This is a genomic window from Pedobacter sp. Leaf216 (assembly GCF_001421515.1).
GTDB lineage: Bacteria > Bacteroidota > Bacteroidia > Sphingobacteriales > Sphingobacteriaceae > Pedobacter.
In genome coordinates this window covers 84,420-101,429 of the sequence record NZ_LMKM01000001.1, presented here as the reverse complement: position 1 = coordinate 101,429, position 17,010 = coordinate 84,420, and the positions used below count along the sequence as shown (strand labels likewise).

The window sequence follows — 17,010 nt, the reverse complement described above, 5'->3', positions numbered from 1 at the left end:
TTTCCGGGCTAAACTTTAAAATAAGCAGGCAATTTAATGGAAAGCATATAAACTGTGCTATGGAAATCTTTTTGCCCGGATTTTTTAAATATTTAAACATACCAATGAAAAATTTATACAAGATATTATTTACGTTCTCCTTCTTTTTTACCGGTGTAAATGTTTTTGCACAAACAAACCCTAAAGCCAACATTAGTGGTATAATACTGGATGAAAATAAAAAGCCTGCCGATTATGTTACGGTTGTATTGTTCAAGGCTTCTGATTCGAGTGTGGTTAAAACAGCTTTCACAGATCCTAACGGAACCTTTGGTTTTAATGTTCCAAATAAGGGAAGCTATTATTACAAAGCCAGTAATATGGGTTATAAAACGGTTAAAAGTAAAACAATTGTTTTAACGGAAGATAATCAGAAAATAGATTTTGGCACTGCACAGCTTACTGCAAGCACCCAAAATTTAAAAGAAGTTAGCGTGGCGGTTACCAAGCCGTTAATCGAAAGAAAAATGGATAAGGTGGTGATGAATGTTTCGAACAGTTCGATCATGAGCGGTTCTACTGCGCTGGAGGTTTTGCAAAAGGCGCCAGGCATAACGGTAGATCAGAACGATAACATCTCAATGATGGGTAAACAAGGCGTGTTAATTCAATTGGATGGAAAACAGACTTATATGAGTAGTGCTGATGTGGCCAATTTGCTTCGCAATATGCAAAGTTCTGATATTGAAAGCATTGAGCTGATTACCAACCCATCATCTAAATTCGATGCATCTGGTAATTCGGGTATTATCAACATTAAAACAAAGAAAAACAAAAACGGTGGAACCAACGGCAGTCTTAATGGAATGGCCGGCTACGGCAAAAACTTTAGGGGTAATGCTGGCTTGAGCCTGAACCATAGGACACAAAAACTGAATCTTTTTGGAAATTACAATTACGGAAAAAACAATAGGACGAACCAGATTGATATTGACCGGATTTCGAATGGTAAGAATACAGATACCTACTTTATGCAGTCTGGCTCCAGCCTTCGAAAACAACAAAACAATAATTTTAAGGCAGGTTTAGATTATTTTATCGATAAAAAAAATACGATTGGTTTATTGGTGAACGGTTATTTTAATCATGGAAACGAAGCCTCTGTAAATAACACCTTTATCGGGCCCTCTTTTGTTAAGGTTGATTCCAGCCTGATCACCAACTCATTACAGCAAAACAAATACAATAACGTTTCTTATAATTTAAATTATAGATCTGTTCTGGATACTGCAGGATCAGAAATATCGGCCGATGTAGATTATTCTAAATACAAAGGAAACGATGGGTCTAATTATGAAAACGATTACCGTTTTGCAAATGGAGACAGAATCCGCCCAATAAAATATACCAGGAACAATACGCCATCAATCATTGATATTAAAGCATTTAAAATTGATTATAACGTGGCACTGAACAAAACGGTAAAATTAGAAGCCGGGGTTAAGAGCAGTTGGGTTAAAACTGATAATGACTTACAGGCAGAAGAGTTGATTAACAGTGCCTGGCAGAATGATGTTAAACGGAGCAATCAGTTTATATATGATGAGAATGTTAATGCAGCTTACACCAATTTAAATAAACAGTTTAAAAATACCAGTATACAAATTGGTTTAAGGGTTGAGCAAACCAATTCGAAAGGAAATCTGATTACAAACAATACGGTTGTTGAACGGAACTACTGGGATTTTTTTCCGACATTATTTGTTCAACAAACGCTTTCGAAAAACAATCAGTTAGGATTTTCTTATAGCAGGAGGATAGACCGCCCAAGTTACGATGCTTTAAATCCTTTTATTTATTATTTGGATGAATTTACCTACAGCAAAGGAAATCCGTTTTTAAACCCGCAGTATACACACAATTTTGAGCTGAGTTATACCCTAATGCAGAAATATATGCTTACAGTAGGTATAGCAGGGTTAATGATGTAATAACAGAAGTGATATTACCTGATGCGGCAAGTAAATCTTTATATCAAACCAATGCGAATATTGCCACAAACATCAGTTATAATGCCAATTTAAATGTGCCTGTTCAAATTACCAAATGGTGGCAGACGAATAACAATTTAAATGTTTTTTACCTGAGTTTCGAAGCACCAGATTTAGCCGGAAAGGCTTTAAAAACCGGAAAAACGTCTTTTCAGTTTAAAACCCAACAAACCTTTACCATTGTAAGTGGATTTACAGCAGAACTGAGTGGCAGCTATGAATCGCCGCTTGATTACGGAACGTTTTCTATCAGGCCACGTTATTCTATCGATGCCGGTGTGAGCAAAGCCTTGTTTGATAAAAAAGCGAGCTTGAAATTTGCACTATCTGATGTGTTTAACACGTATAAAACAAACTTATCGAGTATATATTCTGGTTTAACCTACGATCTTTATCAAAAAAATGAAAGCCAGATCGGCAGAATCAGTTTTACATACCGTTTTGGCAAGAATGAAATTAAACCTGCCCGCCGCCGTTCCACCGGTACTGAAGCAGAGCAAGGAAGGATGAAAAATTAGGACAGAAAGTGCCCGTACAACCATCATTCCCAGTTGAGTTGGGAATGATGGTCTTTTTGAATTAGGCTACCATCTTAATCCAAAAACCTGACGACGAAATGCTAAACATTAAAATTTATATTCCATCACATAATCGTCCATAAAGTAGCCTTCACCAATATCAAGCTTTACGGATTCTTTAATGGTAAATCCTCCTTTTAGGTAGAAATCTTTTGCCTTATTATTCTTATTTACATTGAGCTGTAACGCGCTTGCGCCGGCATCTTTAACTTGGTTAAAGACCTCGTTGATCAGGATTTTCCCAACCCCTTTGCCATGTGCAGATGGCACTACATAAAGCTTGTGGAGTTTATAAATACGTTCTTCATGCCCAACTATAGAATACCCCGCAAAACCAAACTGATTTTCGCCCTCCTCGGCAATCAGGAAAATATGTCCTTCCATAAATTGCTTCAGCAACTCTCCTTTGTTGTACATTTTATCCAGCATGTAATCAATCTGTGCCTGCCCGATGATATCAAGGTAGGTTGATGGCCAGGTTGCTGCGGCGATATCCCTGATAATTTCTATATCTTCTTCTTTTGCTTTTCTAAGGGTAATCATATCGGTTCACTAATAAAAATCGGTTGCCCTGAGAAGGTAAATTCTACAAAGGCATCCTTTACCACAATAAAAATTTCGTCCTCATTCTGCGCTAAGTTGGTTACCTCCATATACCGGTTGCCATGGATAAGAAATTCGCTTCCAGCAGGTTTCCAAACTGAAAAACCTGATTTAATTGGATAATGTTTTGCTTTTTCTGTAAATACCACCAGGTTGATCTGATCTTCAAATCCTGCAAATTTCTCCAAATCGAATTTTTTGGCAATAACATTTACTGCAGGGTATTTCTCTTCATATAAATAATTGATCGCCACCATTAAAGCATCAACAGGCCCCTGGATAACCTTTGTGTCTTCTTGTGTTTCCTGTCCGCTACCGTTTACCAAAACATCTACCTTTAAGCCTAAGGAAAATATTTTATCATAATTTTCTCCGTTAACCAAAAGTGTTGGACTCCATTCGAGCAGTTGCCCGAGTAACTCTTCGTTAAAATTTCCAAGCTCATCTATATATAAAGCCGGCTCTTGTTTTTCTTTTACAATATGGTGTGAAGACATAGTGCGAATATATAAATTTCGCTTTAAGTAAAATACATCAAGAATCAGAACCGGGTAAAATGATTAACGGTTGTACGGATATTCACTCACCCAATGGAAGCCCCGGTTGATGAGTCTGAAATTTTTAAGGTCTTTCTTTTTAAAGCTTACCGAAATTGAATCTTTCCCCTTCAGCCCTGAAATAATCAGTTTATCTTTGCCTGTCAAGTTATAATTTAAAATATATTGTGCTGATTCTTTATCCTGAGAGTTAAATACTACTTCTTTCTTTTTGGTATTAAAAACTGTTGAAAAATTGTAGGTGCTATCGTTCATTGTTTTTACCCTTGCATAACCCGCATAACTGATAACCATCTGTTTCCATCGCGTGCTGTCGCTAGTTAAAGGTGCTACCGTTTTGCCTCTAAACTTCATGCTTTCTACATCATATATGCCATATAAAAACGGCTTTGGGGCTTCACTGCCATATATTTTTGTTTGTTGAATAAAGGTATAAAGCAAAGTACCAATTGAGGCTGTGATGTACAGATATTTTAAGCCATAGGCAGAAATGTATAGCCAGCGTTTTTTAAAGGTAGGGCGGTACATTTTACTGAGCTGTTGATTTTCATATTTGATAAAGAAACGGTATAAGGTTAAGAAATGCGGGGCAAGTATAAAAAGACTCATTACCACGAGCGCGGTAGAAAGTAGTTTCACCGGAACATCGAAAAAATAGTTCATAGACATTACGTGCGCTGTTGCCGCGAGAGACAAAAACGCGCCAATTACAACTGTTCTGCGGAACAACAATAAAACAGCAGAAACTTCTACAAGGCCCATAAAAATATTATAGCCTTTAGAAAAGCCCAAAAATGTCCATGCCAAACCCATAGGTGAAGCATCGCCGAAAGGCTGTAAAAGCCGGTTTAGCGAAGGATCGGGGAATTGAAGTTTAATAACTTTTATTAAACCATATAATATTAAGGTAAATGCCAGATAAAACCTCACCAATACTACAAGCCAATAATATGCGGCATTATAACTTTTCCGGTTACGATCTAAAACAGACCAGATGATACAGCCGATTACTGAAATTAAAAATATAAAAAGTAACAGTACCCAATCGTAAGAGGTATCGCCGCTGCCGTTGGTGGTGATGGTATGATCGTAATTGTAATGGATAATATGTTCAGAAAACCATGGAATTAAATGATGTAACACCAAACTTGGCAACTGCAGTATGCCCGAAAAAAATGTAAAAGAGCCATTATTATTCAGGATTATAAAAAGAGGGAGTAAAAGAAAGAAAAACCTGAAAGCGATTTTTTTATAAATATTCCAGGTAGTGTTGGTTTGAAGAGCGTTTTCTGACATGTTAGTTTGGGTTTACCCAAAACTAAAAATTATCTAAAGACCTTCAAATTATAAAGTGTTAATTAACAGTGCTTTCTTTAACTAAACTGTAAAAATCCTGATAGGTTTCTATAAAATCATCTGCAAAATTAATTGCTCCTGAAACTGCGACTCCATAAATGCCTGTATGCATTAAAGCTTCTACATCATAGGTTTTAATGCCTCCAACAGCAAGCACAGGAAGATTGATGTTTTGATCTTGAAGTTTTTTTACTGCATTTTGATAGCCTTCGATACCCAGAAGTGTATAATCATTCGGCTTGGTTTCCGTAGCAGCATAGGGGCCATAACCAGCATAGTCTGCCCCTTCTTTTTCCAGTCGGATTAAATTTTCGGTCGTATTTGCCGATCCGCCTAAAGTAATGTCATCGCCTACCAGTTTACGTAGCGTGATAAAATCAGCATCCATATCTTCTATATGAAAGCCTTGTATATCCGCTTTTCCATTTAAATGAACATGATCGGTTACAATTAGAGTGGTACCCCAATCATCACAGATTTCTGCAATGGCTTTAATATCCTGCAGAAGTTCTTCATCATTCTTGCTCAAACAACGGTATTGGATCCATTTTGCTCCAGCTTCGCAAGCCTGCTGTACCTGTTCGATATGGCTTAAATGTGGAATATCATGCGTAATGTACTGGAGTTTTTCTATGTATTTCATTCTGGATCAGGATTGCGAGATTAATGGTTATTTATGATCAGCAAGGCAATATAAACAAAATCGCCATTGCAAGTGTCCCTTGCAATGGCGATCCTTTATTTAGCTTTAGGAATTCGAGCTGACAGCTTTATAGGATGGAAAGTTGTCAACCCTGAATGGTAAACTAAAATTTCACATTCAAGCTAAGCAAAAAGTTGGTGCCTGCCTGTGGATAAAAGAAATTTTCGGTTATTCTGCCTCCTCCTGATTGGTAACCATAGGTATAACCGTTGTTTTCGTATTTTTTATCAAAAAGATTGTTTACCAATAAACCCAGATTGATGTTTTTAACCCCTGCAAATTTAAAATCGTAGCCTAAACGTGCATTGTTTACCCAGTAACCATTAATGGTTCTATCATTGTTCTGCGTATTATCAAGGTATTGCTTGCTTACATATTTACTTTGTAATGCGATAGCAAAACCGCTAAACGGCTTATAAACCAGTTCTCCGAAAAGAACAGCATCTGGTGAGAAAGAAATGGTAGTTAGATTGTAATTGTTTATTACAAATCCGCCATTGTCATAATCTTCATAATATTCGTTAAAATTCTTGATTTTGTTTCTGCTGAATGCGGCATTGGCATTTACCATAAACTGTTTGCTGATGCTGTAAGAACCATCCAGCTCAATACCCAAACGATAACTTTTATCTACATTCTGGCGATAGTTTGCACCCACATCATTGATCTGGCCAGTAACCACCAGCTGATTTTTGTAAAACATTCCGTAAGCATTTGCACCCAGATTGAGTTTATCATCTTTATAGCGGTATCCCAGCTCTACATCATTCAAATGTTCTGATTTGGGTGAAATACCAGCCACACCAGCATCTGTATAATCATCGCGGTTTGGCTCTTTGTTGGCCACACTGAACGAGGCGTATACATTGCTCTGCGGATTGATAAAATATGTAGCACCAACTTTCGGATTAAAGAAATTTAATGTTTCGTTAATTGCCAGTGTATTCAGTTTATTTTCAGTTCCTGCGATATCGTAATATACACGGCGGTATTGCAAATCGGCAAATAAACTCAAAGATTCAACCGGACTGTAGTTTACCTTACCATAAACGTTAAAATCGGTTTTAAAACCTTCGTTATCGTAATAGTGCCTGTCGATATTGCCATTAGAAGCATACTGTGCCCAAATTACCTGTCCAAAATGTGCACCTTTATATTCATTGTAGGCACCACCGAGTGTAAAATTTAAATTCTTGTCGGGTACGTAATTAAAGGCATAGGTAACGCCATAAAAATCATTATCCAGCCAACGGCGACGGATTAAATCGGTTTCGGTAACAGGCGTTCCGCCATTGATATCGACCGGATTTAAGCCATAATTTTTTAATTTATCCTGTACCCTGTATTCTTCGTAGTAACCCTCACCTTTTGTATAGTGTAAGGCACCGTTAAAAGAAAACTGATCAGAAAACTGCCTGGCATAAATTAGCTGATAATGATTTTGGGTATAGTTATCAGTTTGGTTATTGTAAAGGAAGCTATTGTAAGTTCTGCCGGAATTTAAAAGGTTGTCAGCATCTTCTGTGCTTAATCCATTTCTATCGATATAGGCGTTCATGCCAGCTACATCATTTTCTAAACGCGATTGCGGAATGCCATTCCAGGATTGATAGGTTTTTTCCGTGCCTGAAAAAACGTTTACACGCAAAAGATCTTTGTTGCCGTGGTACGCACCAGATAAAAAGTAAGATTTTAGTAATGATGAGCCACGGTCTACATAACCATCAGAACTGATTCTTGATAGGCGGCCATCAAAGCTAAAGCGGTTATTAATTAAACCCGTTCCAACTTTTACAGTGTTCTTCCACGTATCAAAACTTCCATATGTGCTATTTACTTCTGCGTAAGGTTCCAATTCACTGGCAGTTGTTTGGATGTTTAAACTTGCACCAAAGGCACCCGCTCCATTTGTTGAAGTGCCTACCCCGCGCTGAATTTGAACATTATCTACCGAAGAGGCGAAATCGGGCATGTTTACATAAAATGTACCCTGGCTTTCACTGTCGTTAATCGGAATACCGTTAACCGTTACATTGATCCGGCTATTATCGCTCCCGCGGATCCGGATGCCTGTATAACCTACGCCCGCACCAGCATCAGAGTTGACCACCACACCTGGTGTATTTTGAAGAATAAAAGGCAAATCCTGTCCGAAGTTATTCTGTTGGATCTCCTCTTTGCCAATGTTTTTATAGGTGGTCGCCGATTTTTCTGTCGCCCGCGTTGCCCTGACAATTACTTCATCGGCAAGGAAATTCTGGGGAGCGAGTGAGAAATCCAATACCATACTTTGCTTAATTTCAACTGCTTTTTCGGTTGTTTTATAGCCTATATAACTTACTACAATGGTATATTTTCCATTAACCATGTTCGTAATGGTATAATTTCCGGAAGCATCACTTACTACCGCGGTTTTTTGATTTCTCAATTTTACGGTTGCACCCGGAAGCGGTTGCTGATTTTGATCTGTTATTTTACCAGTAACAGAATTCTGTGCCAATGCGATAAAAGGCAACATTGCAACAAGTGCTGCAAAAAGTAAATTTTTCAATTGTATTGTTTTTAGTTAAACCCATCGGAAAAAGGGGTTTCCCCGATTTCAGTTAAACTTCCATAACTCCAATCCCTACGCCGGCATTACCCGGATCAGGTGCATTTATAAGGTTAATGGTTAGGAGATTCAAGTTTCGGTTTTTACCAAATGCTTTTATCTTTTACCTTTCACCTATAAAATGGGTATGTTCTCAGCCTGTTTTGTGTTTATTAAACAAGGCACCCCTAATGATGCTTCAAAGGTAGAAAATATTTAAGAATAAACGGGTTTTTTGATTAATTGTGAGTCAATAGGGCAAAAATTGACTGTACAATGTAAGATTTGTGATTTTAGACCGTGAAAAGGAGTGGTTCTGTACTTTTGGCCATTTCAGTCCCGGTTTCTGGTACGAGTTCCGATGAAGAATCGGAAGCTCTTCCCTACAATTGGGTTTATTTAGGAAAATTTTGTGCCCTGAAGCAAACCGCTGTTAACTAAACCCGACAGAAGCGGTTCCGATCCTTGATTGAAATTAGCGGATGGCGGGGCTGCAGCACCTATGAGATGCTGTCCTTTCGTTTCCTAAAAAGAAAAACGTTTTATTGTTATGGAAAGGAGTGGTTCTGTACTTTTGGCCATTTCAGTCCCGCTTTCTGGTACGCGTTCCGATGAAGAATCGGAAGCTCTTCCCTACAATCGGTTTATTTGGGAAAATTTCTTGCCCTGAAGCAAACCCCGCCGCTAACTAAACCCGACAGGAGCGGTTCCGATCCTTGATCGAAATTAGCGGATGGCGGGGCTGTAGCACCTATGAGATGCTGTTCTTTCGTTTCCAAAAAAAACGTTTTATATTAATGAGAAAAGAGTGGTTCTGTACTATTTTGGCAATTTCAAAACAGACAAGAATTTTATCAAGAACAATTTATTTCTTATAAACCTAAAAAATCATCGATTGCCGCTATAGCATTTGCAAGCCTTTCATTTCCTAAACCACCAATAACTTTATAATTGGCGTTTAGTGCCTGCAGTTCCTTATGCCAAACCTGCATAAAATATTCTCGCTTCTCCGGGAAATCGCGTAGCGGATCATCTTGCCATGGTAAATCGATATCCATTAAAAGATAAAGATCATACGGTCTTTTTGGCAAAGCTTTTAAAACAACTTCCGGAGTTTCGCCAAGTACCTCATCGCTCCAGATTTTTACCGTAACAAAAGTGGTGTCACAAATAATAAAGTCGCTAAGGGTAGTTACTAAAATGGCATCTTCCAAAGCTACCTGACCGTAGTACATGTTTATTTCATCCTGTAAGGTATAATCGGTAACCAAATTTTCGCAATAATAACGGGCATACTCCGGCACCCATGATACATGGTAATGCTTTGCCAGTAATTGAGACATGGTAGATTTTCCCGTACTTTCCGGGCCAACAATTGCAATCTTTTTGATATTTTTATTCACGATATTTTTCTGAACACAATCAAATGTAAAAGAAAATGCCTTAAAAGAAAAAATCCGGTTGAGGAGGGCTCCTCTAACCGGATAATAAACCAAACAAACTATTTATGAAGAAATCCTCATGGCGGGTAACTAAGCCGCGGAGGAAGCTTTAGAACAATGTCTAAAGTATATACAAAACGCATATATGTTGAGCTTATTACAACATTATTGCCAATAATAGGCTCATCACAACTTCGTGACTTAATTCTGACGTGTAGGGCTACATTTGCATATTTCTTTTAACACTAATTAACATTTATGTAACTATTGCATATACAGTGTGTACACTCGTGTATAATTTCTAGTACAGTGCGTAATCTGAGTGTTCATTATTTAAAACTATTTAGGCAAAATGGTGTTATTTATTTAAGACATCAACAGCTAAAACGTTATACCATGAAAAAATTATGTGTTGCATTATCACTAATAATTGTATTTGCATTGGGAGCGATTGCTTTTACAAATGTTAAACTTGGTGGGATAATTGGAAAAATTACTCCGGTGGATGCTGCTTCATCGGTTTCTCTTGTAGCTTCCACAGACACGCTTAGCGCTCAGGTGAATCAAGGTGTTTTTACTTTTACCAACCTTAAACAAGGCGTTTATACGGTGGTAATTAAAGCTAACGCGCCATATAAAGATGCCGTGATAGAAAAGGTGGCCGTAAAAGATAGTGCCACTACCGATTTGGGCGAAATAAAATTACAGCAGTAGGCTTTTCGGCAAAAGAAAAATTTATAAAGAGGGCTTTCTAAACCCTCTTTTTTATTTTAAAAAAATCAGCTTAAAATACTTCTAAAGATGTATCTTTGCATCCCGACAGAACAGTTGGGATTTTTTCTTCATACAAGCACAAAATCTCGTTGCTTTCAAGGTTTCAATTGGAACCAATACTTTAGAATTTTAATTATTGTTTAAGCTTTATCATGCCTAAAGACACTTCCATTCGCTCAGTACTGATTATCGGATCTGGACCAATTATCATTGGCCAAGCCTGTGAATTTGATTACTCGGGTTCGCAAGCGGCACTTTCTTTAAAAGAAGAAGGAATTACCGTTTCCATTATCAACTCCAATCCGGCTACCATCATGACGGATAAGGTTATCGGTGACCATGTTTACCTGCGCCCGTTAACTGTTGATTCAATAGAGGTTATTTTACAGGAGCATATCGACTCTGCAGATTTACCTAGAATTGATGCAGTACTTCCTACTATGGGAGGGCAAACCGCACTAAACCTTTGTAAAGAGGCTGAAGAACGCGGTGTTTGGGAAAAATACGGTGTAAAAGTTGTTGGTGTGGATGTTGCAGCAATCGAAAAAACAGAAAACCGTGAAGCTTTCCGCCAGTTAATGGTGGATATCGGCGTAGGTGTTGCTGAATCGAAAATTGCCAACTCATTTTTAGAAGGTAAAGAAGCTGCACAACAAATCGGTTATCCATTGGTAATCCGCCCTTCATATACTTTAGGTGGTTCTGGTGGTGGTTTTGTGCACAAAAAAGAAGAATTTGATGCCGCTTTAAAACGTGGCTTGGAAGCTTCACCAACACACGAAGTATTGGTTGAAAAAGCTGTTTTAGGCTGGAAAGAATATGAGTTGGAGTTGTTAAGAGATAGCAACGACAACGTGATCATTATCTGCTCGATCGAAAACTTCGACCCAATGGGTATCCATACAGGAGATTCGATCACTGTTGCACCTGCTATGACTTTATCAGACCGCTGTTACCAGGATATGCGTAACCAGGCGATTAAAATGATGCGTGCAATCGGGAACTTCGCAGGTGGATGTAATGTTCAGTTTTCGGTTAACCCGGCAAATGACGAAATTATCGCCATCGAAATTAACCCGCGTGTATCACGTTCATCAGCATTGGCAAGTAAGGCAACAGGATATCCAATTGCAAAAATTGCTGCAAAACTGGCAATCGGTTACAACCTTGATGAAATTGAAAATCAGATTACCAAAACAACTTCGGCATATTTTGAGCCTACTTTGGATTATGTAATTGTTAAAGTACCACGCTGGAACTTTGATAAATTTAAAGGAGCGAACAAAGAGCTAGGTTTACAAATGAAATCTGTAGGTGAGGTTATGGCGATCGGCCGTACTTTTATCGAAGCATTGCAAAAAGCTTGTCAGAGTTTAGAAATTAACCGCGCAGGTTTAGGTGCCGATGGCAGACAAAACCGCAACATCAACGAAATTATGGATGGCCTGGAGCACGCTTCATGGAACCGTCTGTTTTTAATAAAAGATGCCATGACAATGGGTGTGCCTTTGGAATCGATCCGTAAGGTTACTAAAATTGATAAATGGTTCTTAAACCAGATTCAAGAACTTGTTTTGCTTGAAACTGAATTAAAAAGATATTCTTTAAACAATATCCCTCAGGATTTCTTCGTAACGCTTAAACAAAAAGGTTTCTCTGATATTCAGATCGCCTGGTTGTTGGGCAATGTTACCGAAGATGAAGTTTACGATCGCCGTAAAGCTTTAGGAATCAACAGGGTATATAAAATGGTGGATACTTGTGCTGCGGAATTCCCTGCTAAAACACCATATTACTACTCTACTTTCGAAGAAGAAAATGAATCTGTTCCATCTGATAGGAAAAAGGTAATTGTATTGGGATCGGGGCCTAACCGTATCGGTCAGGGTATCGAATTCGATTACTCTTGCGTACATGGCTTATTGGCTGCAAAGGAAACAGGTTTCGAGGCCATCATGATTAACTGTAACCCTGAAACGGTTTCTACAGACTTTAACATGGCCGATAAATTATACTTCGAGCCGGTATTTTGGGAGCATGTTCGTGAAATCATCGAGCTTGAGAAACCTCTTGGCGTAATCGTTCAATTGGGTGGTCAAACTGCTTTGAAAATGGCGGAGAAACTAACCGAAAAAGGCATCAAGATAATCGGAACATCTTTCGAAAACATGGATATCGCCGAAGATCGCGGCCGTTTCTCTGATTTGTTGAAAGAATTGGATATTCCTTATCCAAAATATGGTGTCGCTGAAAATGCTGAAGAAGCAATTGTTGTGGCAAATGAGGTAGGTTATCCGGTATTGGTTCGTCCGAGTTATGTATTGGGTGGACAAGGCATGAGCATCGTAATTAACGATGAAGACCTTGAAAAAGCAGTAGTGAAGTTACTAGGTGATTTACCAGGAAACCGCGTATTGATCGATCACTTCCTTGATAGAGCCGAAGAAGCGGAATCTGATTCGATTTCTGATGGTGAGGATGTTCACATTGTAGGTATGATGGAACACATTGAGCCAGCAGGTATCCACTCAGGAGATTCATTTGCAGTGTTACCAACATTCAGCTTATCAGAAACTGTAACTAAAGCGATGGAAGAATACTCGATCAAAATTGCGAAAGCTTTAGATGTGAGAGGTTTGTTAAACATCCAGTTCGCTATCAAAGATGAGAAAGTTTATGTAATCGAGGCAAACCCTAGGGCATCGCGTACGGTTCCTTTCATCGCAAAAGCTTACGATGTACCATACATCAATATCGCAGCGAAGATTATGTTGGGTGTGGCAAAACTGAAAGATTTTACGATTGTTCGTAAACTTGAAGGTTATGCAATTAAAGAACCGGTTTTCTCTTACGAGAAATTCCCTGAGGTTGCAAAAGAATTAGGTCCTGAAATGAAATCCACAGGTGAGGCAATCCGCTTCATTAAAGATTTAGAAGATCCTTACTTCCGTAAGTTGTACAAAGATAAATCGATGTATTTGAGTAAGTAATCCACTTACTGAATTTATAAAATAGCAATGGCCAGTGATTTTTCACTGGCCATTTTTGTTGGAGTTGTATCGGACGGCTCGTCATTCCCAACCTGTTTGGGAATCTTAAAGCTTACTGCATTACGATTCCCGCCTGCGCGGGAATGACGACCGTTTTATAACTACTACCTTTTTATTTTTTCAACTTCGGTATCCTTGTTGGGGTATCTGTTCCGTTTACTATGGTTACAGCACTTTTAGCAATTGCTTTGATGGTAGAAAGTATGTTTTCAACATCTAAAGAGCTGTATTCATCTTTAACACTGTGGTACAACTTATCAATATCGATTTTATCGGTACTGATGGTATGTGCCGGAACACCTAAGGCAGCTAAAGTGGCATTATCACTTCTGTAAAATAAATTCTGATCCGGATAAGGGTCTGGATGGAATGTAAATTCGGTTCCAGCTAAGTTTTTCTGTAAAATCTTACCGAAATCAGATCTTTCATAACCGGTTATAAATGCAGTATTTTTTCCGAATTTCGAATCTTTACCGATCATTTCTATGTTAAACATGGCTACAACATCATCAGGATTTAATTTTTCTGAAAAGTCTTTCGCACCAAAACCACCAATTTCTTCGGCTGTAAAGGCAACGAAAATCAGGGTACGCTCATTATTTTTCTGCGCTTTGTAATACTTGGCAAGGGCAATCATGGCCGTAGTACCCGAAGCGTCATCATCCGCGCCATTGGCAATACTATCACCATCTACAGCTTTCAAAAAACCTAAATGATCATAATGACCTGAGAAAACCACAATTTCTTTTGCTTTTGATTTACCTGGAATTACGCCCGCAACATTAAATAAAGGCATTTTAGTTACCTTACTTTTAAATGTTGCAGAAAAATCGGTGGCAGCATCTTTACCTAAAATAAAAACCTGTACTGCGCTTGTAGTTGCTTTAACGTCTTTTTCATCTACGGTTGCAGGTTTACTGAAATAACTTTTGTAACGGTTAAACAAATCAGCAAATTTGCTGTCAACTAAAACGATCTGATTTTTCTCTGCACCCATCATCGCCCTAAGCTGCGGTACAAATGCCTTTTCCGGATCAAGCTTAACAACAGTAGCATTCGATTTATCGAGTGAAATACTTTCAGTAGTAACTCCGGAAACAATCAGGTTTTCCGGGGAAACTTCCTGTCCATCAATTTTAACACTTGTGTTTTGAATGGCTACCTGGTATTTGTTAAAACTCTGACGGAAAGTTTTTTCACCTGTTAAAGGCTGTAAACCTATTTTTTTAAACTCAGATTCGATAAAGCTTGCGGCCTTATCAATGCCCGGGGTAAATGTTGCACGCCCCTGCATATCATCTGCACTTAAAGTTTTAATCAGATGGTCGGTATACTCGCGCGTGATAATTTTATCGATGTTTTGCGCTTTCAGCTGCAAACTTGCCAAACCGACAATGGTAAAAAGGAATATTTTCTTCATGTGTAATAAGTATTAGTTAGTTTTATTTAGATTTTACCTGCGATGATAACCATTTATCTCTGAAAGTCTGCATAGCAGGGGTTAACTTTCCGCCTGTTTTTTCGATCGGGACGATTTCTAAAGATGGGTTTTCGGTCAGGGTTAACTGGGTTGCTTTCTCTTCTCCGCGGTGAAGATAAGTAACCTTTAATACATCTCCGGGTTTGTGCGCATCGGTAAGTGTTGCAAGGGCGGCCGCATCTTTTAACTTTTCGCCATCTATGGTTAACAACACATCATCAACATCCAAACCTGCCTGATAAGCGGGTGTGCCTATGAGTGTTTGCCCCAGGATAAGCTTTCCTTCTACAGCATTAATTCTACCCAAACCGGTATAGGCTTTGTTAGGGCTTGCTTTCTGCGAAACAAGGCCTGCATTTAAAAGCAGTTTGGCATAGTCATTCTTATCTGTTCCGTAGATGTACTTTTTAAAAAAGTCGGCAGCAAAAGCGGGGTTTTTAGTTAAAAGAGCTAAGGTTTTTTCTAAATCAGGAACGGTATAAGCAATTTCCGGTTTACCATAAGCTTTCCATAGGGCGCGCATATAATCATCAAGTGTGAGCTTAAATTCGGTTCTTAAGCGAAGATCAAGTGCCAATGCTGTTGCTGCACCATAGGTATAATATGAAGTAAAGATGTTGCCTTTGTTGGTTTGATCAATTGCTACACCAGCATCGGCAAATACGGCATATCGGCTGGCTTCGATCGGCGAGAAATTCTTTGCACCTGGCGAAAGCAAAACAGCATTTACAAGGCCGTTAAAAGTTTGCACGGCATTATCTACAGTTTTTAATCCTGCCCTGGTTAAGAGTAAGTTGCCATAATATTGTGTAAAACCTTCGGCCAGCCAAAGTTCGTCGCTCATGTTGGCATGTTCGAAATTAAAAGGTTCCAGGGTTTTCGGCCTTAACCGTTCTACATTCCAACTGTGGAAATATTCATGCGAAAAAGTTCCCAGCAGGTTCGCTTCATAACCTTCAATCTTCGGTGTGCGTTGTACAATTGAAGTAGAATTTCTATGCTCCATGCCATCGCCCGCATTCTCAGGATATACATCATCCAGAAAATAATAATTACCGTAATCATAGGTTGGGAATTCTCCCCAAACGGCAAAATGTTCATCGACCATTTTTTTAAGCATTTCCGCATAGTTGTCAACGGTTTTTTGATCGTCGTTAGCGTGCGTAATTAAATGAACGGTTTGTTGCTTTCCGTCAGTATTTTGCACCTTCCAGCTTGCTGTTTTATAGTTGGCAATTTCTGTTGGGCTATCCATAAAATACTGAAGGTTGGGCGCAAAATAAGTTCCGTTGCCCATTGGTTTAAGCTGTGTGGCTACTTTCCAGTTCTGTTTTTCGGCATAATTGAATTTCACCAGCCGCGGTCTGCTATCCATACCAAGCGGAAAAGCGAATGTTGCCGGAATATTCATGTGGGCATGGGTTTCATCAAAACCTGCATAAGTTCCGTCAATCCAGTTTCCAAAAAGTGTATACGTTATTTTTACGCTACTGCCGTGAGTAGGAATCTCATATACATCACCGGCTGATTGTTTGATGTTCAGCTGTTTGCCTGCTTCGTTAAAGGCTTTTAAATGATAAACATTTTTTCCAAATTCATGTGTAGCATAACGGCCTGGCGAGGATCTGCTCATTCTAACCTTTAGTGCCCCCGCTGGTACATTTTGAATCAACATACTGATTTCTGCCTCATGGTGGATCGCATTTGGAAATGAAACCGTATAACTGATCTCATTCTGTGCGAATGCCGTGAGCGATAAAAGGCTAAATATTGCAGCACCTAAAAATTTCTTCATAATTCGGGAATATGGCAGCAATTTAAGGAAAAATGTAAGATGTTTGAGGTGA

The 17,010-nt window shown here is 38.7% G+C and carries 10 protein-coding genes, 1 pseudogene and 1 riboswitch; of the genes and pseudogenes, 3 read left to right on the top strand and 8 right to left on the bottom strand.

The window, feature by feature from the left end:
• The first annotated feature begins 59 nt into the window (after window positions 1–59).
• Window positions 60–2,548 (top strand): annotated as a pseudogene (locus tag ASE74_RS00455) (outer membrane beta-barrel protein).
• A gap of 108 nt (window positions 2,549–2,656) precedes the next feature.
• Here ASE74_RS00455 and ASE74_RS00445 read toward each other — a convergent pair.
• The 6 genes from ASE74_RS00445 to ASE74_RS00420 all read right to left on the bottom strand — a co-directional run bounded on the left by ASE74_RS00445 (window position 2,657) and on the right by ASE74_RS00420 (window position 9,820).
• Window positions 2,657–3,151: a GNAT family N-acetyltransferase gene (locus tag ASE74_RS00445; protein WP_055902744.1), complete on the bottom strand. Its 495-nt coding sequence runs from the start codon at window positions 3,149–3,151 to the stop codon at window positions 2,657–2,659.
• Window positions 3,148–3,708: a hypothetical protein gene (locus tag ASE74_RS00440; RefSeq protein ID WP_055902742.1), complete on the bottom strand. Its 561-nt coding sequence runs from the start codon at window positions 3,706–3,708 to the stop codon at window positions 3,148–3,150. Before ASE74_RS00440 ends, ASE74_RS00445 begins: the two co-directional genes overlap by 4 nt.
• Before the next feature lie 63 nt (window positions 3,709–3,771).
• Entirely contained in the window at window positions 3,772–5,064 is a 1,293-nt protein-coding gene (locus ASE74_RS00435; RefSeq protein WP_055902739.1) for a hypothetical protein, read from the bottom strand.
• A 58-nt stretch (window positions 5,065–5,122) separates the two neighbouring features.
• On the bottom strand, window positions 5,123–5,767 hold the full coding sequence (locus tag ASE74_RS00430; RefSeq protein WP_055902736.1) for a thiamine phosphate synthase: 645 nt from the start codon (window positions 5,765–5,767) through the stop codon (window positions 5,123–5,125).
• Between the two features lie 163 nt (window positions 5,768–5,930).
• Entirely contained in the window at window positions 5,931–8,378 is a 2,448-nt protein-coding gene (locus ASE74_RS00425; protein WP_369800100.1) for a TonB-dependent receptor, read from the bottom strand.
• Between the two features lie 55 nt (window positions 8,379–8,433).
• Window positions 8,434–8,617, bottom strand: a riboswitch (TPP riboswitch).
• Between the two features lie 672 nt (window positions 8,618–9,289).
• The gene (locus tag ASE74_RS00420; RefSeq protein WP_055903078.1) at window positions 9,290–9,820 is read right to left on the bottom strand and encodes an AAA family ATPase; all 531 of its coding nucleotides are present in this window, start codon (window positions 9,818–9,820) and stop codon (window positions 9,290–9,292) included.
• A gap of 435 nt (window positions 9,821–10,255) precedes the next feature.
• Between ASE74_RS00420 and ASE74_RS00415 the strand changes: the two genes are divergently transcribed.
• On the top strand, window positions 10,256–10,573 hold the full coding sequence (locus tag ASE74_RS00415; protein ID WP_055902734.1) for a hypothetical protein: 318 nt from the start codon (window positions 10,256–10,258) through the stop codon (window positions 10,571–10,573).
• A gap of 212 nt (window positions 10,574–10,785) precedes the next feature.
• Complete coding sequence (gene carB, locus ASE74_RS00410; RefSeq protein ID WP_055902731.1) at window positions 10,786–13,623, top strand: carbamoyl-phosphate synthase large subunit; 2,838 nt, start codon at window positions 10,786–10,788, stop codon at window positions 13,621–13,623.
• 172 nt (window positions 13,624–13,795) lie between these two features.
• Here carB and ASE74_RS00405 read toward each other — a convergent pair whose 3' ends face one another.
• The gene (locus tag ASE74_RS00405) at window positions 13,796–15,103 is read right to left on the bottom strand and encodes a M20/M25/M40 family metallo-hydrolase (RefSeq protein WP_055902728.1); all 1,308 of its coding nucleotides are present in this window, start codon (window positions 15,101–15,103) and stop codon (window positions 13,796–13,798) included.
• Between the two features lie 22 nt (window positions 15,104–15,125).
• Complete coding sequence (locus ASE74_RS00400; RefSeq protein WP_055902725.1) at window positions 15,126–16,958, bottom strand: M61 family metallopeptidase; 1,833 nt, start codon at window positions 16,956–16,958, stop codon at window positions 15,126–15,128.
• Between the last annotated feature and the right edge of the window lie 52 nt (window positions 16,959–17,010).

Bases quoted from the DNA above. Each gene is read 5' to 3' on its own strand.
- ASE74_RS00445 (WP_055902744.1), bottom strand. From the start codon at position 3,151: ATGATTACCCTTAGAAAAGCAAAAGAAGAAGATATAGAAATTATCAGG.
- ASE74_RS00440 (WP_055902742.1), bottom strand. From the start codon at position 3,708: ATGTCTTCACACCATATTGTAAAAGAAAAACAAGAGCCGGCTTTATAT.
- ASE74_RS00435 (WP_055902739.1), bottom strand. From the start codon at position 5,064: ATGTCAGAAAACGCTCTTCAAACCAACACTACCTGGAATATTTATAAA.
- ASE74_RS00430 (WP_055902736.1), bottom strand. From the start codon at position 5,767: ATGAAATACATAGAAAAACTCCAGTACATTACGCATGATATTCCACAT.
- ASE74_RS00415 (WP_055902734.1), top strand. From the start codon at position 10,256: ATGAAAAAATTATGTGTTGCATTATCACTAATAATTGTATTTGCATTG.
- carB (WP_055902731.1), top strand. From the start codon at position 10,786: ATGCCTAAAGACACTTCCATTCGCTCAGTACTGATTATCGGATCTGGA.
- ASE74_RS00405 (WP_055902728.1), bottom strand. From the start codon at position 15,103: ATGAAGAAAATATTCCTTTTTACCATTGTCGGTTTGGCAAGTTTGCAG.
- ASE74_RS00400 (WP_055902725.1), bottom strand. From the start codon at position 16,958: ATGAAGAAATTTTTAGGTGCTGCAATATTTAGCCTTTTATCGCTCACG.